General features: G+C 29.1%; 10 protein-coding genes. 1 reads left to right on the forward strand and 9 read right to left on the reverse strand.

The window, feature by feature from the left end; genetic code table 11:
- Positions 1–713: 713 nt before the first annotated feature.
- The 7 genes from ACULEV_RS08310 to ACULEV_RS08340 all read right to left on the reverse strand — a co-directional run bounded on the left by ACULEV_RS08310 (position 714) and on the right by ACULEV_RS08340 (position 17,483).
- Positions 714–3,098, reverse strand: a complete 2,385-nt coding sequence (locus ACULEV_RS08310) for a DUF5686 family protein (protein ID WP_445458203.1) — start codon at positions 3,096–3,098, stop codon at positions 714–716.
- A 166-nt stretch (positions 3,099–3,264) separates the two neighbouring features.
- Positions 3,265–3,549 carry a hypothetical protein gene (locus tag ACULEV_RS08315; protein WP_445458204.1) on the reverse strand — a complete coding sequence of 95 codons (285 nt, stop codon included), beginning with the start codon at positions 3,547–3,549 and terminating at the stop codon, positions 3,265–3,267.
- 888 nt (positions 3,550–4,437) lie between these two features.
- Positions 4,438–9,516 carry a DUF4132 domain-containing protein gene (locus ACULEV_RS08320; protein ID WP_445458205.1) on the reverse strand — a complete coding sequence of 1,693 codons (5,079 nt, stop codon included), beginning with the start codon at positions 9,514–9,516 and terminating at the stop codon, positions 4,438–4,440.
- Between the two features lie 51 nt (positions 9,517–9,567).
- Positions 9,568–10,002 (reverse strand): hypothetical protein, encoded by a 435-nt coding sequence (locus tag ACULEV_RS08325; RefSeq protein ID WP_445458206.1) that lies wholly within the window; start codon positions 10,000–10,002, stop codon positions 9,568–9,570.
- Positions 10,003–10,761: 759 nt separating this feature from the next.
- The gene (locus ACULEV_RS08330; protein WP_445458207.1) at positions 10,762–12,177 is read right to left on the reverse strand and encodes a peptide-N-glycosidase F-related protein; all 1,416 of its coding nucleotides are present in this window, start codon (positions 12,175–12,177) and stop codon (positions 10,762–10,764) included.
- Positions 12,178–12,377: 200 nt separating this feature from the next.
- Positions 12,378–16,313: a hybrid sensor histidine kinase/response regulator transcription factor gene (locus tag ACULEV_RS08335; protein WP_445458208.1), complete on the reverse strand. Its 3,936-nt coding sequence runs from the start codon at positions 16,311–16,313 to the stop codon at positions 12,378–12,380.
- A gap of 111 nt (positions 16,314–16,424) precedes the next feature.
- A complete protein-coding gene (locus ACULEV_RS08340; protein WP_445458209.1) occupies positions 16,425–17,483 on the reverse strand; it encodes a nucleotidyltransferase domain-containing protein in 1,059 nt (352 codons plus the stop codon).
- A 295-nt stretch (positions 17,484–17,778) separates the two neighbouring features.
- Here ACULEV_RS08340 and ACULEV_RS08345 point away from each other — a divergent pair, with 295 nt between their 5' ends.
- Positions 17,779–21,531, forward strand: a complete 3,753-nt coding sequence (locus tag ACULEV_RS08345) for a PAS domain S-box protein (RefSeq protein ID WP_445458210.1) — start codon at positions 17,779–17,781, stop codon at positions 21,529–21,531.
- On the opposite strand, the gene ACULEV_RS08350 is transcribed toward ACULEV_RS08345, so the two are convergent.
- Both ACULEV_RS08350 and ACULEV_RS08355 read right to left on the reverse strand, forming a co-directional pair.
- Positions 21,528–22,304: a tRNA(His) guanylyltransferase Thg1 family protein gene (locus tag ACULEV_RS08350; RefSeq protein ID WP_445458211.1), complete on the reverse strand. Its 777-nt coding sequence runs from the start codon at positions 22,302–22,304 to the stop codon at positions 21,528–21,530. The two genes, ACULEV_RS08345 and ACULEV_RS08350, sit on opposite strands and share 4 nt — an antisense overlap.
- Complete coding sequence (locus tag ACULEV_RS08355) at positions 22,294–22,728, reverse strand: AAA family ATPase (RefSeq protein ID WP_445458212.1); 435 nt, start codon at positions 22,726–22,728, stop codon at positions 22,294–22,296. The genes ACULEV_RS08350 and ACULEV_RS08355 overlap by 11 nt, the downstream gene beginning before the upstream one ends.
- Between the last annotated feature and the right edge of the window lie 264 nt (positions 22,729–22,992).

Consider the following 22,992-nt stretch of genomic DNA (forward strand, 5'->3'; position numbering starts at 1 on the left):
AATCATTAATAATTAACCATTAATAATTGATTGTTTTCATTATTTCTGCTGCAAAGATAAAGTCAAAAAAAGTTAACTTCCAAATCTTTTTTAAAATTATTTTATTGATTATCAGTTAGTTAAACTTATTTTTAAACAAAGAATACCCTGTCCGTTATTTAACAGATATTCTTAAATGATTCAAATGACTGTCTCTCATTTGGTTAGCTTTCAAGTCTTATTTTGTATTATTTTTACTACTCATTAAACATTTTTTCCTTTTTTTTCTTTTTGTCATGCTGAACTTGTTTACTTCGTCAGTTCACTTCGTTCGTGTCAGCATCTTTATGTATTCAATTTTTTATTATTTATTCTATTTCTTCTTCGCTAATTACTAATCACTCTTCACTAATAAAACCATAAACAAAAAAAGCGTCCTCTTGTGAAGGACGCTTGGGTATCTTTGGTTGGTAAAAATTACTTTTCTATTCTTTTAAAACCTATATAACACAACAAACGACCTATTGCCCTTAGTAGGAAACTCTCCTACTAAACGGTAGTTACTATCTTTTGATAGTATAGCCATATGTTGTCTTTGTGTTTTCATTATGGGGGCAAATGTAAGATATTTTTATAAAAATGCAATAGTTTTGGAAAAACAACTATTCACAAATTTTTATTACTTCATTTTCTTCTCCAATCATTCTTTACTAACCATTCTCTCTACTGTCCATTTATTTAATAGTAAAAGTTACACTCAATTTCAGTGCAATATTATCTTTAAATTCGGGTAATGCATAAGCTCCATAACGGTAGAAAGCACTTCCTCCAATACCTAAATAACCAATATTTAAATAATTAGTTTTTAAAATATTGTCTATTTGTAAACCTGATTCTACAAATAGTTTTTCTTTGGTAATAAAAGGAAAATCTAAATGTAGGTTGGTGTCTTTTAAATTGCCCCATCCCATATTGTGATGAATACTAATACTAGGTTGGAATTTTTTTGTTTTGAATAATAAAGATCCAAAATTATGGTGCATGAATAAATGAGCATATTGGTCTGAAACAAATTCATACAACTGCATGGTTTGAAAAGCGTCTTTAATAAAATAAGGATATTTCTCTACAAAACTGCCTTCTCCTGTAAAAAGTAATCCTAATGGTACATTTTTAGTAATACTACCTGCTTCTAATCGGTAATGTGTGTTCCCAAAATTTTTTGTGAAAAAAGTTTGCTCTACACTAGCCTCAAATTTTTGATAAGCTAGACTGCTTTCTTGAAAACCTTTAAATCCATTGGCAAAATAGAATGTAAATATAGGTTCACTACTTGCAATGGCTATTCTTCTATTGAAAGATTGTATGATTTTCTCATTAGGTGCCCAACGCATTAAAACCGAAACTTGTGCATTTTTATAGTTTTGTATGGACTGATTTTGATCTTGAAAAGTATAATCATATTGTGGTTTTACATTATAAAAATCTCCTTTTACTTTCCAAGTAGTATATCTCCATAAACGAAAAGTAAAATAAGTAGAATAGTTTTGAATTTGATCCATATACAAGGCTAAATAATTTCTTATGTTTAGTCCTTTTTGCTGACTGTCTTTCAATCCATGAGCTCCAATCTCATTTAATTCGGTTTGATAGGCAATACCTAATCGAATATCATTTTTCTTTGAAAATTCATATTGTGAAAAACCACCATATTTCCATTCGTGGTCTCTTAATCCATAACCTGCAAAAGCTCCAAGCATTATTTTTTTAGAGAAAGTCTCGCTAGTTGTAATTCCTGTTCCTAATCTAAAACCTTCATGTCTGTTATATTTTAAAGTTTTGGTTAAGTCTAAATCTATTTTTCCTAGAGGTATTTTTCCATCTGTTAATTTTTGACCTAAATGTAATATATTGTCTAGTTTTATTTCTTCGCCTAAACTGTCTATCACTTTAAAAGTAATTTTCTCTTTTAAGTTTAATTCTTCTTGTCTGTTTGCTTTCCAAAAGAGACTGTCTTTGTAAGCTGCTCCTTCTGCCATTCTTATTTTTTCAATACTAAAATCTTTTTTCTGCAATACAGGTTCTAAAACAACTTGACTGATATAACTTCGACCATTTGCAATTATTCCAATTGCTTTTTCTTCTTCACTAGTAGTTTCTAATACATAGTTTAACTGCTCTGGAAACCAATGATTATCAATATATTGGTATTTTTGCTGAATGGTTAAATCTATTTTTCCTTTCTCAAAAGGAGTTGCTGTTACATTTTGCACTGCATAATCTTTAGAATTAATATGCAAAATTCCTTTCAATCCTTCAATGTTTTTCTCTTTTTTAGGTTGATAACTAATTACAAAAACAGTATCTACTCCTGTATAAAATTCTTCTTCTAATCGAAAATTATACTTTTTAAGACTTCCATTTGCTATAGGATTAAGATAATGAATATCAAACAGTGTAATAATATCATTATAAAATGAAAACGGTTGTAAATCGGAAGCTAATGAGGCAAAATTAGGGTGTTTAAATCCTGAAACACGGGTGGCTATAACTACTTCTTCACTTGTATTTGGAAATAAAAATTTACGATCACTAACAGATTCCATCATAAAAAAATGACCTCCTTTTAAAAATTTAGAAATAGAATTTGTATCAATTTCTTTTTTGTTTGATTCTTTAAAATCAAAAGTAGTTTTATTGTATGAACGATAAGTAAATGAAGTTAGCCTTTCTGGATTGTTCTTATCTTTATTTTTTATTACTTCTTTAATAATCCTATTGGCTGGGTTTTCAGAAGCATAAACAACCACTTCGTTTAAAGCTACTTTAGATGATGTCAATGCGACATTCACTCTTTTTTCTCCTGAATAAGATATTTCTTTTTTCTCATAACCTACATAAGAGAAGGAAAGTATTGAAATTGTTTCTTTTGATTCCAATTCAAACTTACCATCAATATCACTAACTGTACCTAGTTTTGGATTATTATTAATTAAGATATTAACAAAGGCTAAAGGTTGATTATTATCTGCAGCAACCACCACTCCACTAATCTTTTGTTGGCTTACAGCAACTAAGCTTGTTAATAAAAACACAAGGGAAAGTATATTGTTTTTCATTTATTTTTGGATAAATTAAGTTATTAGCCTACTTCAAATCTGCTGCACACAAATTATTCTATTTAGGCTCTAAAATATATATTTTTCAAAAAAATTAGTAATTGTTTTGGCTTCTGTTGTTGCCATTGCTGTAGCTAAATTGTGATTGTCTTTTGGGGAAATTGTATCACACATTTAACCACTCTCCTTTTTTTTTGTATAGGATTGCCACTTGAAGGTTGTTCTTTTTTGATAGGATGTCTTTTAAAACAATTCTAATTTTCTTGCATAAGGAAGGTATTTGGTCAAACTCATTTGCATTTGGTCTGTATTTTTTATATTTCTCTGTTGTTTTTAGGGCTTTTGTGATAAATCTGTTTATTGATCTAATAATCGTTTGACCTCTGGACTTATAGATTATATAACCTCCAATTTTTTTTGGGTAGTTTCTCTTTACTAGTATTATCACCATAATGCTACTTTTTTACTGTTATTCTTATTTTTTTTACGTTTTAGTCTTGTTCCAGTTTTGTAAAAACTTTGTTTGTGGTTACATACCTTAAATTTTACTTCCTTTTGAGTCTTTTTTCTAAAAAAGGTACTTTTATCAACAAAACTTTAGCTAAACCAAAATGAAACTAAAATGACAACAGAAAAAATTATGCCATTTTTAATTGATGATTAATAACTGTTGATTTAAGTGAGTTTCTTGTGGGATGCTTACAGCAGGACAAGATGATGGATGTATTTGAAAGATGCTGATTCGCCTAGGCGAACAGCATAACAAGGTTGTGGATGTAGTTTGTGTGTGTGTTTTTACGCGCTGATTTTTCTGATTTTCGCTGATTGCTTTTGCTAATTCACTATTCACTATTCAATTTTCACTAAGTGCTCTTGACTCATAAATTATATATTTCCTATTCTTTTCGGGTAATTTCCTTCTACTTGTATGATAGTCATAACATATCTTTTTAATGTTTTTTTCCTTTTTGCACTTTTTAGTTTTGTTCGGGGTTTGTTCGGGTTTGGTTCGTACTTTGTTCGGGGTTGTGGTACCCTTTTTCGAAGCATACCCGAACAAAACCCTACTGAGACTAGAAGAACAGCAAAAAAATATTTATATTAATTGTTTATGGTTAATTATAAATTATTAATGGCTGTGGATTGTGTGAGTTTTGAGTGGGTTACAAGATGATGGATGTGGTTTGTGTATTTTTTTGGCACGCTGATTTTCGCTGATTGTTGTTGCTAAGGACTAATTACTATTGACTATTGACTAATTACTATTGACTAATTACTATTACACCAACTACTAAAAACAAAAAAACCGACAAATAATATTACTTGTCGGTTCTGATTGTTATTCTGCTACTGGAATTTTTTTATCGATTTGGGTGAGAATGGTTGGGTCTTGTATTTCGTTGTCTTTGGCAAACAATAATACTTTCGACATTACTTCTGCTGATTTTGGGTCATCATCAGCAAATGGAATAAACAATCTGCCTCTGTGTTGTGAATGTACTGGTAAAATTGACAAATATTTTCCTGGTGTTTGATGCACTACTGCGCTTCCTAAATGTACACTGTAATTTGCCATAGTACCCATAATTAAAGCGTGTGTTTCTTTAATTTCTACGTTTTTAATTTTGAATAAGCGTAGTGTTTCTCTTAGTAGAACAGTTCGCATTTCAATTGAGGAATGACTTGCTTCTGGGTCAACTCCTCCTACATGAGCAACACTTACGACTAGATCAATATCACGCATTACTTCTGAAAAAATCCTTGGATTGATGTCTTCAAAAGGAATGTTTTTATAATCTTTTAGCGAATGAAATTCAATTGTTTCTAATGTTGGACTTTCTACATCTGCTGGAGAAAACCAGTCTGCCATGGCATATAATTTCACTTGGAAGCCTTCTTTATGAAACACTTTTTGTAAGCCTTCTTCGTAGTCTACTTTCCATCCTTTGTTTTTTAGAAGGGCCAAGGTTTGTTTTGGATGTACTTGATGACCTGCATAACGACGAGAAATGGCTTTTTCGGTTAATTCATCTGGTGTAGGTACATATAGTTCTCTAAACACTTGTTTGAAAGGTTGTACCAACTTGTTATCAAAACAATAGGATTGGAAATCAGTCCAAACACCATTGGCATGCATATCGAAGCAATGTGCAATTCTAAATGTGGATTCTTTTTCAAATGGAATAATTTCACCAGTTGTCGCAATTAAATTGCCTGAAGAAAAGAAACCTACCTGTGTATCATTGGCTACAAAAGCTAATTTTTCTAAATGCTTTGAAATTACTGGATGTTCAAAGAGGTTTGTCATTTCTGCTAAGGTGAAAATGTCTCCTCTTACCATAGCTTCTTCTAGTCCTTTGCGAGATCGTGACCATTGTTCTCGCATGGTTTTTCTATAATGGGTTAGTTCTAAAACTGCTTTTTCTTTTTTTAGTTTGGCTGGAATTGCTTTTAATACTTTATCGGCTTTTATAGCTTCTAAATCGGCTTTTCCGTCATTATTAATAACTAAGCTAATGGTTACATCGTCAAAATTTACGGCTGTGTCTTTAGACAGTATTTGTTGCACTTGTTTAGTTTCCATTGCCCATGTTAATCGCATAGGGTCAACATATCCAGCATTTCTAGCTAAATTTTCCATAGCTACACTAAGTGCTAGGGCTTCGCTAGTTTGCTTCATGGAGCCAAATTCTTTGCTTTCTTTTTTGAACTGTTGCAAATATTCATAGCGTTGTAAAACGTCTTTTTCGGAATTGGCTTTGCTAAGAGGAACTAATCCGTAAACACGTAAATAGTCTTGATCCCGCTTGTCTTTTACTTTTGCAGTTACTTCTCTAATTTTTAAATCTCCTGTTAAGGTATCTGAGTACAAACGCGCTCTTCGATGACCATTTCCATCGGTTACAAATTTTGCTGCATCATAGAGTATTTCCCATTTGGCTTTGCCTAATTTTTTATAGGCTGATACAAACCAATCTTTATCTACTGCCCCATTTTTAAAATCTTGTAAATCAATTGCCGAGTATTTAGCCACTTCACTTTCTAATTCAGAATTCACATCACTATATCCTGATGTTTTTGTATGGGCATGCATCCACCAAATACCTTCATCTAATCCTTTCCAGTCTAGATAATTGCTTATTAATTTTTGCCATTGTGGTGCATAAATAGCTGCTTGAACCAAACGTTCTTCTGTGAGTTTACTCTTTACTAGTAATGCATTAAAATCTTCTTGTGTGTCTGTTGCTAATGGGTAACAACGTTTTAAAAGGTAACTAAACAACTTTTGCTTGTTTAAATCTGTATATCCCCATGAATAGATGTAACCTGTGTATAAATTAGCTTTTCCAAGGTTCTCTAAAAGTGCTACAAAACGCTTAGCTCCATATATTTTTTCAAAACGTTGTACTAGGTGTGTTACAAAAGTATTTATATCACCACGTTTGATTTCTATATCTAAAAAGGTTTCTCTAATTCTGTCAATCATTGGAATTAGAAAGGGAAATCTCTTGGTTAGATTAGCACTATCGTATTCTTTTCTATAATTTTTTTGTCCTGTTAAAATAGACAATCGGTTTCCATCTAAAATACCTTCATATAATTCTTCTTCTGTTATGTATTTGTTTTCGAAAGCTATACCATACAAATACATTGGAGGTTTGCTTAGTGGAATATTTTCCTTAAGACCTGCAAATTGATACCAACGGTATAAATTCCAAACCTTATATTGTTGTATTTCGGTTAAATTGGTAAATGTAATGGCATCAAGAAACACAGAAAAATAAGTTTCATTTTGAAAACCATCACCTCTCTCAGAATTGCCATAATAGTATTGGTTTTTACCAGGCTTAAATTTATATCCTAAAACTGATTTTGGTAAATTAGCAAATAAGGTAGCACAAGCATCTATTAAATAGTCTTGTTTTTCTTCAAAAGGAAACTTGATTTGTAAAGCCGTTAAAATAGTTAGTAAGGGATTGTTCCAATAATATTTTTCTTTTGTAGGATTTGGAATTTGATTACTATTGTAAAAAACATAATTTTCTAAGATAGTTCTCCATGGTTTTTTATCACATTCTGATGCAAATGTTAGTAGAAATAAATCTCTTGTTGTTAAACCTGATGTGGTGTACCATTTTTCCCAAAGGGTGTGCAAAGGATAGTTTTGGAAAAGTTCTTCTTGCGTAGCATTAGCATTCTTATTTTTTAATACTCTAAAGGAATTTCCGAGTAATATTCTTTCCTTACTATTATCATAGTTTTCTACTTCATATTCATAGTTTTTATTGGCTTCAAAAAGAGCTAATAAATTATCTAACGCTTTCTTAATTTCTGTGTAAGGCATTGAAAAACCGTGACTCTCTTTTTTAGTTGCCACTGTATAATAAGAATCTGCTGTTACTTTTGGTAAGGCATAAGAAGATATTTTTTTAGGGTCATAAAACCCATAACCGTTCTCTAAAGATAAAACTTCGGTAACATTTGAAGGATCTATTTGTTCTAAAAATTTGCTTTCTCTTTCTGATAATTTAGGCCTTGAGGTATATTCTTCAACCCACAGATTTACTTTCTTGGTAAGTGTATTTTCATTTTTTAACTGTAGTAGAATGTCTAACGTACTCATACGTTGTTCCATATCACCATTGGCAAGCATATCATCAATAAAAGTAACTAATGTTTTTTCATTTTGTTTTAATAATAGAGTAATTAAGTGCTTTTTTAAAGTAGTATTTTTACGCTTAAATAAATCTTTAAAAGTAGTAATCTCTACTTCGTTTAATTGAAGTGTATTTAAGACCGCAATACCAGATGCCATCATGGTTTCTCCTCTATCTTTAATGAGTTGTAAAGCAAAATTGCGTTGAAGTTCGGTTGGTTCGCTTTTGTCTTTTTTGGTGTTATCATTTAAGTTATAAAAAGAATAGCAATAGAAGTCTTTTAATATATTCCTTGCTACTTTTTCTCGCAACTGAATAGACAATTGTTCAAAATCGTTGACTATTAGCTCTAAATAGGTTTTATTATCGCCTATTAAACTAATTGCTGCTGCATATAAAGTATCTCTTTCAAATTTTGCATTTAACCATGAAAAAACTTTACCTTCAAATGATTTCTCTTTAACTGTTATAGATTTTGTTAGATTATATACTTTTTGGAAAAAATTAGGGTAATCAGGATGGTTGCAATAAAATTTACTAGCTTCATTAGCTGCTAATAAGGAACTCATTTTATTGGCCATAAAAGCAAATACTTGTAGATTATCAGTTTCTAACGCTTTGTAATACAATGGCATTTCTATATAAGGATCTCCAGTTTCTCCAGCAAAACGAAGAGCCAAACATTTCTTTTCAATGGAACCTTTTTCTAATAAATCCTCTAAATAAGGTTTTGTTTTTTCAATATCAATAACTCCTTGTACCCATAAAGCCATATAAGCCTCGTTGTTATTCTTGCTTTGAATTCCTGACGGAATATTTTCTTTATTAGCAAAATAATAGGAAGCAAATTGCAAAATAGCACGAACTGTTGTTTCTTTTTCAGCTTCCCAACCTAATCCTGTCCAGGTATCTATTGCTCTAACTACAGAAGAAAAACGTGTTAGTTTGTTTTCTAAAATAACATTGATAATATATTCTAAAGCTTCAACTCTCGTTTCATCTAAGGATTCTAGTATGGTTTGTCGCAATCCTTCTTGTCTTTGCGCAGCTAATAATAACTTCTCTACTAATTCCCAACACGCTTTTTGTTCGCTATTTAGTAAGGCTTTAATAATTTTTCTAGATACTTTTCCAACGGTATCTTTGTTAAATATAATATCCTCAATTAGCTGATATATTTTTTTATCTCCTGCATCAATTGCCACTGACCAAACTAGGAATTGACTGTCTGGATTGGTTATTACTGTGTCATATCTAATTTGTTCTTCTAATGATAAATCGTAATAAGTATTATTAGGATAATTATAAGTATAGGAGCCTTGCAGTAAGGATTTTAAAAAATTAACCTGAATTACCAATAACCAATGTTCGTGTTTAGGAGCTCTAAAAGAACGTCTAACATAACCTGTTTGATAAGGAGTGTAAGGTAATCTATTCCATGCTTCTTTAATATATTTTGCATTAGTTTCTCCAAAGAAATAAATCAATAAATCATAATACTGTGGTTTTTCCCACATGTCATTTTTAATCCATTTTTGAAAAACGACACTTTCTTTTGAACCTAAACTAATGTAATAATTATAATTGTTTTTCTCTTGATTCACTAAAGCAAGCCCGAATTCAGCTACTTCTTTGCTTATTTTATTTTTTTGAAAAATCTTTAAAAGGAAATTACTATCTCTGCATTCTTCTAATTCTCGTTTATGCTTTTTTAAAGGGTTTGTTGTTATTTTATGCTTTAGTACTTGTTCTATTGACATGATTGTATCTTTTATTGTATTGTTTATATATAGTATTCTTCAATGCTACTATTACCAATAACTTCCTGTTAAAAAAGTAAGTCTTAAGAAAGTAAATGGTTTATTCATGGTTAAGTCTAATGTACTAGTAAGTGATTCTATTTCATCATCTCCATAGAAAACAGTAAATAGACCATCCTGAAATGCTAGAATTGCAGTTTCTTTAGCTCTCTCTACATCAATTACATTATGATTATAAAGTGCTCCAAAGCCAACTTTACCTGTATCTATTAACATGGGTAAGTAATTTTCTTTAGGTAAGTGAATGGTGTCTAAATCATCCCATTCAAAAGATTTTTGCTCAAATAAAGCAACCTGATTTGATACTATAAGTTCTATAAGTTCTTGAAGAGTTATTGTAGTACTTGAAATTGCTAAATCAATTATTGTGTCTTGTAGTAATGCCTGTTTTTTTCCTAATTGTTTTACTGAAAGAGTAAGCTTCATCTGATTTTTTTAATTCATAAATAAAGCCTACAATATAATTCTTTTTATAAAATTTTGGAAATCTTATTTTTTATTTAAAGATTTCTTTTTAATTTTTTAAAATAGTATAAACCAAATATTTTAACAGTGTTATATTTTTTCTATACTCAAAGTTAAAGTCTTGTTTTTAAATGGTTAGTGAAAAAAAAATGTATAATTTTATAAGGAACAAAAAAAATAAATATCATGTTAAAAAGTATTTTACAACTGAAAGAGGTTAAAAAATTAGAGAGAAAAGAATTGAAAACAATTCACGGAGGAAAAAAAATGTGTATTGATCCAGCTACTGGTCAATGCACTCAATATGGCCTTATGTGCGCAGAACGAGTGTGCCAATTATTGCCTCTTTAAGAGAAAAATCTCTTTTAAAGACGGAAAACCTAGATGTAATAATCTAGGTTTTTTGTTTTACGAATTTAGTAGAAGTTTACTAAAAGTGCTTATTATTTAGAAGTTGTAATCATAAAGGTTGTGATTCCAAATACTATGTTAGTTAATCCTAAAAAAAAAAGACACCTTTTTCTTTTTAAAAAAGGTGTCGTACTAAAAACAAATTAATTTGATAAAAGTATGTTGTATTGTTTTAATTGTTTAATAGCAGTAATTTAAAAAATCTTAATCTTTAAAATAAAACAATGCTTTTATCAATTAAAAAATCATAATAAAAATAGATAGTTAGTAGAGTTTGTTTATGGTATATTATGATTTATTTTTTATCAATTAGTTCTTAATTACTTTTTTCGTAATCGTTTCTGAATTACTTAATTCTATTTTCACTAAGTATAATCCTGATTGCAATGACGAAAAATCTATTGATTTAGAAGTACTTTCAAGTATTTCTTTTCCTGTAACAGAAAACACTGTAACTGCAACTACTTCAGCATCTTTAGTATTAATAGTTAAAATATCTTTAACAGGATTTGGAGATAAATTAATAGTAGTAGTTTTTGTAAAATTTTCAGATGATAAAATTTGTGTTTCTCCTTGTAAATATACCGACATTGGGAATTCGCCCTGGCCACCATTAAATACTGCAGTTGGAACATTTATATTAAAGGTGTGTGTTCCTTGAGCAAGATCGCCTAAATTAATTATGCGGGTAGGTATTTTATCTCCAGGACACCAGTTATTCCAGCTCCACGCTGCATTAGTATTTGGAAGTGGTTGACCTGTTGAACAGTTGTAATAGATACAATTTAATTGTGTATTATAAACTCTATATGGCACACATGAAACGCCACCTGGCATATATGTTAATACATTTGTGTTATCAAAGTTAATATAATGTGTTCTTCTTACATATTCTTCTCCACCAGAATTTGCACCATGATTAGATGTAATAAGATGCAACTGAGCATTTTGAACATCTTCATTAAGAGTAAATGTTATTGATTTAGTAGTTTGTCCTAGTACATCAGTTCCATTGATGGTGTAATTTCTTAATAGATATTTAAACGACATTGGAAGTAAAAAATTTGTTCCATAAGTAAGGTTTGAGTCAAAATCGGTAACCAAATCGAGAGTGCCAAAAAAGACATCGTTCCTTCCGCTGCAACCAGCTATTTGTTGATTTGCAGCATAAGGAACTCCAAACAATTCTAATTCTACCCAAATATCGTATTGTGTTAATAATTGTTGATTTTTAAATATCTGTGCTACATTATCTATAGTAAAAGTATAAGGAACTTCATCTGGTTGCACATTTTTGTTCATAAAAGGAGTAATATATCTCCCTATTTCAATACGCTCCACATCATTATAAGAATATGTAACTGAATTTTTAGGAACAAAAGCTAAATTGACATTACCAATACGGTCATAATTATCACATGAAGCTTTTATTGTTAAATTCATAGTAAGTTTATTGCCAAAAGCTGATAATTCAACATCTGTTAATTTTCTAGTGTAACAAGCATTATTGAGTCTTAATATTCCACTTGGAACTGGGTCACTGACAGTGGCTGCATAGCCATCATAAAACAATACCTCATCAAAAACATTAAAAGTATAAGGATAAGTTTGAGCACTACTATACCCTGAAAATAATAGTATAGAAAATAATGATAAAAAATGAAATGCTATAGTTAATCTTATTTTTTTAAAGCAACATCTAGCAGAAAAAGTAGTTTTATTCATAGTTGTAGGTTTATAGTTAAAAAAAACAAAACAATAGTTAATAAATAGTTAAGGTTATTATAGTGTAAACCTATTGTAATTTTATAGGTATTACTATCACTCTTGTTTCAAAAACTATCAATTTTGTTTCAAAAACACATAAAATACTGATTTTAAACACACTATAATTTCAGCTTTCATCGTTTTTATTCACTTTTATCTTATAAAAACTTTGAAGAATCCTTTTTTTGAATATAATCTGTTGGAGTACAGTCATAAACTTCCTTGAAGCATTTTGTAAAATAGGAAGGACTACCAAAACCTGTTTTATAAGCAACCTCAGATATGGTAAATTTTTGAGATAAAAAGAAAACTGCTCTTTTAAGTCGATAGAGTTTTATAATTTCACCACTAGACAAATTGGTTAAAACTTTAATTTTTCTATGTAAACTGGTTCTACTCATATTTAAAGCGGTAGCTAATTCTTCAACATTAAAATTTTCATCTTCTAATCTACTATCAATAATACCATAAATTTGTACTAAAAAGTCATTTTCGCTAGGCTTTAAGTCGTTTTCTGTTTCACTTGGCAATAATTTTAAATTCCGGTATAAAAAATTTCTTTGTTTCTTTTGTTGTTCAAGTCTATTTTCTATCCGTAATAATAATTCGGTTATATTAAATGGTTTGCTAATATAGTCGTCTGCTCCATAGGACAATCCTTCCAATTTACTTTCCATATCAAACTTTGCAGTCAATAAAATAATGGAAATATGATTTGTGTTTATATCTGTTTTAAGATATTTGCACAATTCAAATCCGCTTTTTCTTTTCATTAAAACATCGCTTATGATTAAATCTGGTAAAATTTCAAGAGCTAAATCAATTCCTTTTTGACCATCTTCTGCACAAAAAACAGTGTAATATGGAATAAGACTAGAAGTAATAAAATCGGCTAACTCTTTATTGTCTTCCACTAATAGGATTACTGGCTTTGAACTGACTTTATTGACAGCATTGAATTCTTCTTCTTCATTATTAGTAACCTCTAATATTGTTTCATGTGTAGCTTTTTCAAAAGGTAGAAAAATTATAAATGCAGTGCCATGATCGTGCTCTTCAATAGAACTTACTACCTTTATAGTTCCATTAAGTAATGTTATAATTTCTTTTACTAATGATAGTCCAATGCCATTTCCTACTTCTTTTTTATTGGCATCCAAATGATAAAATCTATTGAAAATATTTGGTAATTCATTACTTGCTATTCCTCTACCGTTATCTTTTACATCAATTATAATTCCATTTGATAATTCCTTAAGAGATATTGTAATCTTACCTCCTTCATTACTGAATTTAATAGCATTAGAAAGTAAATTATACATTATCCTTTCCATTAAATCTGGTGCATAATAATAAATAGCTACTGTTGGTCCTTCAAAAATAATTTCACATTTTTTTGATTGAGCTTCTAGATTAAAAACAGCAATTAACTGCTTCAGTAATGCTATAATATCTTCCCATACCATATAAGGCTTCAATGCTCCTGCTTCTAATTTTGCAATATCTAGTAATTGGTTAGTAAGATTTAATAGACTATTTGCATTTTTTTCAATTATTGATAAAAGATATTTTTGTTCTTTTTCTTCTTTAACCTTTGAAAGCTGCTCTGTAGGTCCCATTATTAAAGTAATAGGTGTGCGAAGTTCATGACTAATGTTTGAAAAGAAACGATTTTTCATTTCATCCAACTCTTTTAATTGTTGAGTTTCTTTTTCTTTAAGAACTATTTCATTTTTCATAATTCCTTCATTTATTCTATAGTTAATAAATAAAATTAACAATAGAATTATGACTAACATGTATAGAGATAAAGCCCAAAATGTTTTCCACCATGGTGGTGTTATATTTATTACCAATTCCTTGTTAATAGAGCTCCAAACTCCTGAAGTATTTGTGGCATTTACTTCAAAACGGTAACTTCCTGAAGGAACTTTGGTGTAAATCGCTTCTCTTTTATTATCGGATAATATCCAATCTGTATCGTAACCTTTTAATCGATATCTATATAATATGTCTTCTGGTTGCGCAAACTGTAGCGCTGCGTATTCAATCGTTAATGAATTCTGATTGTAAGGAAGTTTTATAGTGTCTAATAAATTAGTATTAGCTATTTTTTTATTCTTATATGGAATATTATTAATTTTTAAATCTGTTATAGCTATGTTAGGATTATAAGTATCTTCTCTTATGGCTTGAGGTTCAAATAATACTCCACTTTCTAGACCTCCAAAGGCAACTTTACCACTTGGTAAAATAAGTTGGTGAAATCTATTGAATTCCAAACATGGTAAGCCATGTTGTTTGGTAAATGTTCTATTTAAATAAGATACAGTATCAAATCTGCACAAACCTTTATTAGTACCCAACCATAAATAGCCAGAATTGTCCATAAAGATGGAGTAAATTATACTATCTTGTAATTCTCTTGTAATTGGAATAAGAGCACTCTTTAATGTGTTTTTATTAAAATAGACTAACCCTTGTGCACTTGCCAACCAAAAAATATTATCTTTAACTAAATCTGGAACGATGCCATAAATTTTATTCTCTGCCCCATTTAACTCATTACTACTTACATTGATTTTATAAATTTTGCTTTTATCCATTTCAATACAAATAAGTCCAGTGTATTCTGAAGTAATCCATACTTTATTAGTATCGACTAATAGACCTGTTGGATTTATTGTATGACCAAGTGCTTGTTTTACTTGCTTTTCAGTAAATTCAGTATGCCATGAACTTGTTTGTAAATCATAACTGTATATGTCATTTTTATGATCTATAACAATTGGATTTCCGTTTTTTAATAACGCAATTCCTTTTATTGGAGTAAAATTATTTGAACCATTATTAGGCAAAAGAGGAATCTTTTTTAATTGTTGACTATTATAATCAAAATAACAAACAGTTCTATTAAGAGCTATCCATATTTTTTGATTTTGTTTATCATTAAAATATCTTAAATTATAAGCTGGTGGTAAATGTCCTGATTGGGTTTCGCTAAGATTAAAAAAGTCAAAAAAAGAAATTTTAAATTCTTTCTCCAGCAAATCTACTGCAAAATCAGTATTGTATTTAAACGCTTCAAAATTTGAAGTTAAATCAACTTGATATAATCCATCGGTATTAGCCGCTAACCAAATAAGTCCCGAATTATCAATTAAAAAAGCCTGTGTATCTCTATTATTTTTAACATGCGTTTTTATTTTTTTTTCTATCCCTAAATTAGAACTATAACAATAAATGGTTTCATTAATTTGAAAATATTCTTTACCATCAACAGCCAATGCTAAAAATTTCCCATTAAAAGTAGCTACTTCTGGCAACTGTGTTTTTCGAAATGTCTTTTTTAAAGGATTAAAAAAATATAAATGATTACGATCTAACCACATTAATTCTCCGTTAGACCGTTCAATAATAACTGGAATTTCTTCACCAAAATCAAATTTGGTATCAAAATTCATTTTGTAAGGTAATTTATACTGCTTAAATCTATTTTCTTTTGCAATAAATTTACTTAATGCCTGCTCGCTTAATACCCAAATAGATTGATTTTTATCTTCAAAAATAGAATGGATAGTATCATTTTTAAAATAATATCGATTAATCTTATCTTTCTTATTATTAACAGGTAAATCAAAATGATTTACTTGACCATTTTTTCCAATAAACCAAAAGAGATTATTAGATGCTACTAACCAACCTCTTCTTGAAATTACTAATCTGTTTTTATCTAAGAAGTCTTTTGAAACAACATGCTGTATCTCTTGTGTTTGCATATTAAAACCTTCTATACATCCGTTATCATATCGTAACCAAAATATATCTTTATGTCCTAAATAAGCCTGAGAAATAAAATTTGTAGAAAGCGAAAACGAATTTTTAGAATGATGCTGAAAATTTTTAAAATGATGGCCATCATATCTTGCAAGACCATTATGTGTTGCTACCCAAATAAAACCTTCCTTGTCTTGAGCTAAGCCTGATACAAATGATTGTGGTAACCCTTCTTCTACAGAAAGATGCCTAATGTTTTGACTGTATGCATAAAAATGTACACAAAAGAAGAGATAGAAAAACTTTTTAATAGGCATAGTCAAAGATTAAAACACAAAAATATCGATAATTAACTTACAATTAATTTTAAGATAACTTTTTAATAAATAAAAAAGATTTAGATTTTTAATTAACTATTTCTTAAAAAATTAAGAATATAAAGTAGTTCTAATAGTAATTAATGTATTAACAGCCTTTTCTACATTAGGTTTTTCAGGTAAAGTTGAAGTTTGATATAAGTTTTCAATAGAAATTATTAAATCATCAGCTTTTTGAAGTAAATCCTCATATTCCATTTCACCCGCTTTAATAGCTAACAATTCTTCACGGTTATCTACTTTAATATTTAAAGTTCCAATAGAAAGAATTTGTTTTGCCGATTGTAATAATCTTATGGTATGCATCATGTTTTTAGAATCGTAATTCTTACCATGCTTTTGATTAGTATTATAACGTTCTTCATTTCGTTTTTCCATCCAGTCCCAATATTCAGCATATTCCTTACAATATTTAGAATAACCATCTAAATTACAAGACAAATAAGCCTTTTCTTTTTCATCTTTAGAAATAGAAGATAAAGAGACTTCATTTGACATTTCATTTTTAATAATACCTTTATAACCTAGCCTATTCTCTTTATCATAAAATAAAGCATAAATACCTTTTGCATTGGGCACATTAATTAAACCGCATTGTTCCTGTTTCATTTTATTTTGGTGCAACCAATCTAACAATGGTATACTATCATATCCTTTTAAAATAGAACAAAAATGTAATAAATTTTTACGCTCTTTTGCAATTGGGTTTACAATTTTCTTTTTTAAACCTCTCGCCTTTTTAATTTGTGTCATAGCATAACCAGCAAAACTATCCTTACATAATTTAGATAAAAAATCGTTTAAATTCAACTGATTCATTAAAGGATGTTTATACAAAATACAATCTTGAGGAGTAGCCAGAATCTCTATAATATTCGGATTATTTTTTAATAATAATTCTATAAAACGTCCTATTTCATAGTATACTTCATCATTAGTTTCATTACTAATTTGAGGCACATATTCTAAGCCATAAAATTGATCTTTAGGTAAATAATAAACACCTTTAATGTCAGTATCTGAAGTAGGTGTATTTAATCCAAAAGATTTACTTCCTGAAATAACTTCAAAAAGGATACAGTTTTTAGATTTTAAGTCTTGTATGGTCATTATAAAGAACTTTTAAATAGGTAATAAAATTTATGCAATAAAAATACTAATTTTATATTCATGGATGAATAGTGTTCCTTTTAAATAGCATATGGTATCATTTTTGTTATAGTTTGAATTTGTACTGCAAAATACGATTTTTACTACTAAAAAAGAATATTTGCAATTTTATGGAATTAAAATCATAAATAGTTTAAAAAAATAGTATTTTTAAATGATTATCAATAGTCACTTACTATTTTAAAATAAATTTAATGTTTGTATAGGTTACAAGATTGAATAATAAGGAAATTGCATGAGAGACATAGAAAGAGAGTATGAAGCGTTACTAAAAAAAACAAAAGAACAAGAAGCACAAATTAAAAGACTTCTTGAAAATAAAAAAGCGCAAAATAATTTCAATGAAGAAGAAAGTGATACTTATAAAAATATTTATCATGCTTTGTTAGATTATAATGACAGCATTATTATTTTAATGGATGAAAATCTAGACACACTTTATCGTAGCAAATCGACGGCTATCATTACTGGATGGATAGACGAAGAGCATTTACAAAAACCACTCATAGAATATATTCATCCTGAATATCTAGCATACGTTGCTGATATGATAGAAAAAGCCTTGGCTCAGCCCAAAACTCCAATTCCTATTACACTACAAGTAAAACATGAAAATGGAAGTTATATTTGGCTTGAAGGTGTAATAAATAATCGAATAGAAGATGACAACATAAATGGTATTATTGTAATCCTAAGAGATATAACAGAAAGAAAGAAGATTTTTGAAATCATAACGGAAGAAAAAGAAAAATTTGATAAAATAGCTGCTACTTCACCAGGACTTATTTATTCCATGCGACAAAACAAAGATGGCTCCTTAAGTTATCCTTATGCAAGTGAAGCTATTGGCGATATTTATGGTTTTACTTTTGAAGAAGTTAAAAATAATCCTGACAAGATTTTCAACTTAATACATCCAGAAGATTTACAATTTGTTATAAGTAGTATTACTGAAACAAAAACTAAATTAATTCCTCTTAATTGTACTTATCGTTATCTTCATCCTACAAAAGGGTTAGTATGGCATGAAGTAAATTCACTACCTGTGGTTGAAGCTGAAGGAACAATAATTTGTCATGGAATAGCTACAGACATAACAGATCGTATTATAGCCAAGCAAAAAATTGTAAAGGCCAACCGCTTGTATCATTTTATTAGCCAAATGAACCAAATGATTGTTCGTACAACTAATGAAAATACTTTATTTCAAGAAGCATGTTCAATTGCTGTAAATATTGGGAAATTTAAAATGGTCTGGATTGGCATGCTCGATGAAACTACTCAAAAAATTCAACCAATAATCATTGAAGGAGAAGACAATGGCTATGTAACCAAAATTAGAAACCTATTAATTACTGATTTTGCAGAAACAATAGCTTCAAGATGTGAATCTTTACAAAAAGAAAATTATGTTGTTGTTAATGATATTGCCAATGACTATATCATGGAATCTTGGAAAGATGAAGCTTTAAAAAGAGATTTTCTGTCTTTGATGATATTACCAATTAAGAAATTTGGTAAACCTGTAGGGATTTTTTGTTTTTATGCTAGTGAAAAAAACTTTTTTGATGCAGAAGAAATAGCCTTGTTAGAAGAAGCTACTTCAGATGTATCGTTTGCTTTAGATGTTTTTGAGAAAGAAAGACTTAGAAAAAAAGCATTAGAAGAGATGACTGAAAGTGAAAACAGGTATCATATTTTAACAGAAATTTCTCCTGTAGGTATATTTCGTACAGATGCAGATGGATATACAACTTATGTTAACCCTCGTTGGTCTGAAATAACAGGAATGCCTTATGAAAAAGCACTAGGTAACGGTTGGTTAGACGCTGTACATGAAGAAGATAGAAAATCCTTACATAAAGGTTGGGAAAATGCTACTGAACAAAAAGACTTATCTCTATCTGAATATCGATTCATTCGTCCAGATGGCTCAATAGTGTGGGTTATGGGACAGGCAATTCCCGAAAGAAACGCTAATAACGAAGTCGTAGGTTATGTAGGCACTACTACTAATATTACCGAAAGAAAACATGTTGAAGAAGAATTTAAAAAATCGTATGAAAAATTAGAAGCAATTATTGATGCCATTCCAGATTTATTGATTGAAGTAGATCTGGATGGACGAATCTATAATTATCATTCTCATAGAGAAAATTTACTATCGCATTCTTCTACAGCTATCATTGGAAAAACCTTTTCAGATGTTTTACCACCAAGTGCTGTAGAATGCTTTTTTTTGGCTATGGAAGAAGTAGCCGTTAAAGGTTTTTCTACTGGTAAACAATATGCATTAGAATTATCAAGCGGCATCCATTGGTTTGAATTATCTATAGCGCCCATGGAAGTAAATAAAAATAATGAAAATCATTTTATTTGCCTTTCCAGAGACATTACCATTGCAAAACAATCTGAATTAGAGCTTCAAAAAAGTAAAGAACGGTATCGTGATGTACTAGATAATTTAGATGCTGGCATTGTTGTACAAGATATAGATGGCTCTATTCTATTAAACAATGTTAAAGCCTCTCAATTATTAGGAATAAATAGGGAGAACTTAAATCTAGCTCCCAATTGGATATTCTTAAATGAAGATGGAACAATGATGTCCAAAGACAAATATCCTATTAATCAAATTTTAAAAGAAAACAAACCCATTAAAAACTTTATTTTAGGAGTTGCTAACCCAGAATCTGAAAAAATAATATGGCTTCTTTTTAATGCTTTTTCTGTTACAAATTCAAACGGAAGAATAACAGAAATTGTTTCTAGTTTTATTGATATTACTGAACGGAAATTGATGGAAATTGAAATATTAAAAGGAAAAGAACAAGCAGAAGCAGCCAATAAAGCTAAAACCGACTTTTTAGCAAACATGAGTCATGAGATTAGAACTCCTCTTAATGGAATTATTGGTTTTAGCCATTTATTAATGGAATCAAATTTAGAGAAAACACATTATCAGTACATGTCAACTATTAATGAATCTGCCTCTTCATTATTGAAAATAGTCAATGATATTTTAGATTTCTCAAAAATTGAATCTGGTAAATTTGAATTAAATATTGAAGAAGTCGATTTGTTTGAATTAACCCAACAAGTAGTTGATTTGTTCCAATACCAAGCGCATCAGAAAAAATTAAATTTAGTACTTAATAAAGATAAGAAGGTGCCTCAATATGTTTTAGCCGATGTTGTTCGCTTGAAACAAATATTAATGAACTTATTAAGTAATGCCTTGAAATTTACTGAATTTGGTGAAATTCAATTAAATATTACAGAAATTAAATCTTCCAAAAAAGAATCAGTAATTCATTTTTCCGTTAATGATACTGGAATTGGCATCAAGTTAGACAACAATGAAAAAATATTTGATTCTTTTGTTCAAGAAGACAATTCTACCAGTCGAAAATTTGGAGGAACAGGATTAGGCTTAGCTATTTCAAACCAACTTTTAGCTTTAATGGGCAGCAAATTAGAATTAAAAAGTAAATATGAAGAAGGAAGTAAATTTTTCTTTTCAATAACATTTAAAAAAATAAAATACAAAAAAAACACGAATATAAAAGTTAAAAAAAGCATCAATACTTTTCCTGTATATGAGCCAGAAATTTTAAAAAAATATCGCTTACTTATTGTGGAGGACAATAAAGTAAACATGCTATTAACCAAAACATTAATTCAGAAAATTAATTCTAATGTTACCATTTTTGAAGCAAATGATGGTTTACAAGCAATAGAAATATTCAAAAATGAAAGTATCGATTTAATTTTAATGGATGTTCAAATGCCTAATAAAAACGGTTATGAAGCCACTAGAGAAATAAGGCAATTACCCACTGGAAAAAACCTTCCTATCATTGCAATAACCGCAGGAATATTAGCTCATGAAAAAGATAGATGTTTTAAAGCTGGCATGAATGATTATCTGTCAAAACCAATAATTAAAACAGATTTAGAAAATATTTTAAGGAAATGGTTGATTTAACCTTGTTGTAAATTTGAATCTTTTATAATTTGTAATAAATATGTTCTATACGATTCTTTAATAGGTAATTCATTATCTAAGAATATTTCTTTTCTTATGAATGATACTTCTTGATTATTAGTTGGATTTATTCCACTTTTTTCAACATTTTTATAAAATAACCCAACACCTCTTTTTTGCCATAAAGGTAAATTGTTATAATTAATTCCATATTGAAATAAGAGTTCATTTTTTGCAGACATAGACAGTTTTTCTACTTTTTTAGTAGCTTCGCTATATGTATCACCATTATTTCTTAAAGTCCAATAACAATAAGCAGATAAGGAGTTTCTATGTGAATCTTCTTGTCTCCAACAAAAATAATCAAGAATCATTTGTTCATTGGGTACACAAATAGTTCTACAGTCTAAAACTGATAAAGAATTAAAATACATACTAAAAAATGCACTAGCTTCTCCTGCTAAAACAGAATTAATTTTTCGCACTTTTCTATTAAATGCATTGTCAAATTTATCTATTAATAATGATATCTCATCACTTTGTGTATAAGCATACAAAACTTTAAAACCTGAGTTCAAAAGATGTTGGGTTGTCGCTACCATTGCTTCATGAAAACGAATATCAAATGGCTTTTCTAAATCCAAGCTTTCTTTGGTTAGTTTTGTAAATCCTTTTCCATCTAGTCTTACTATAATATAATTTTCAGGCAAAACATACTGATCAAAAAGGGTTTCGTTTTTTCTCATTTTTGCATCAAGACTTTCAAACTTCATACTCTTCTACTTTAAATTGTTTGTTTTTTAAGCTCACTTTATAGATTTTATCAAATCCTTCTTCACTGTTTGGCAACTCTAATTCTTTGTACTTTGCCTTCACTCCTATTTGAGCAATACTTTCCTTTCGCTTTTCATTTCTATCTAAAGCATCTTCCAAATTAGTTTCAAAATAATATCCAATAATTTCATATTTCTTCTCTTTCAATAGAGTAATATACTTTTCTCTTTCTTCTTTAGTGACATTAGTATTATCAATCACAAACTTAGATTGTGTTGAAAAACAATAGTCGATTAATTTTCGTTCTTTATTTCTTGTATTCAATAAATCTAAACTAACTCTAATGTGACTATTAAAAAAATGTTCTTTATAAAACGAACTTTTTCCACTTGCAGGAATGCCTATAAAAATAATACATTGCATATTAGTTATTTTTTAAATATTCTCCTTGAAAAACTTTGGTGAAATCTACTTTTATTTGAGCTATGTCTTCTTCTAGCTTACTTTTAACTTCTGGTTGTAACATTCTCGAGTATAGTATTTATAACTTAGTTGCAAATATGCTAAAATTATTAGTAAAAAAGGAAAATCATTTTAGCTATTAAAACACTTTTTCATTCTGAATTTTAAGCATTCTATAAATTATTTCTGAAGTATTTTATACTTTTGCATCTTCTATTCTTTTTA

Source organism: Flavobacterium sp. HNIBRBA15423 (assembly GCF_052655965.1).

Coding starts and splice junctions, on each gene's coding strand:
- ACULEV_RS08325 (WP_445458206.1), bottom strand. CDS start 10,002: ATGAAGCTTACTCTTTCAGTAAAACAATTAGGAAAAAAACAGGCATTA.
- ACULEV_RS08330 (WP_445458207.1), bottom strand. CDS start 12,177: ATGAATAAAACTACTTTTTCTGCTAGATGTTGCTTTAAAAAAATAAGA.
- ACULEV_RS08320 (WP_445458205.1), bottom strand. CDS start 9,516: ATGTCAATAGAACAAGTACTAAAGCATAAAATAACAACAAACCCTTTA.
- ACULEV_RS08340 (WP_445458209.1), bottom strand. CDS start 17,483: ATGACCATACAAGACTTAAAATCTAAAAACTGTATCCTTTTTGAAGTT.
- ACULEV_RS08355 (WP_445458212.1), bottom strand. CDS start 22,728: ATGCAATGTATTATTTTTATAGGCATTCCTGCAAGTGGAAAAAGTTCG.
- ACULEV_RS08335 (WP_445458208.1), bottom strand. CDS start 16,313: ATGCCTATTAAAAAGTTTTTCTATCTCTTCTTTTGTGTACATTTTTAT.
- ACULEV_RS08345 (WP_445458210.1), top strand. CDS start 17,779: ATGAGAGACATAGAAAGAGAGTATGAAGCGTTACTAAAAAAAACAAAA.
- ACULEV_RS08350 (WP_445458211.1), bottom strand. CDS start 22,304: ATGAAGTTTGAAAGTCTTGATGCAAAAATGAGAAAAAACGAAACCCTT.
- ACULEV_RS08310 (WP_445458203.1), bottom strand. CDS start 3,098: ATGAAAAACAATATACTTTCCCTTGTGTTTTTATTAACAAGCTTAGTT.
- ACULEV_RS08315 (WP_445458204.1), bottom strand. CDS start 3,549: ATGGTGATAATACTAGTAAAGAGAAACTACCCAAAAAAAATTGGAGGT.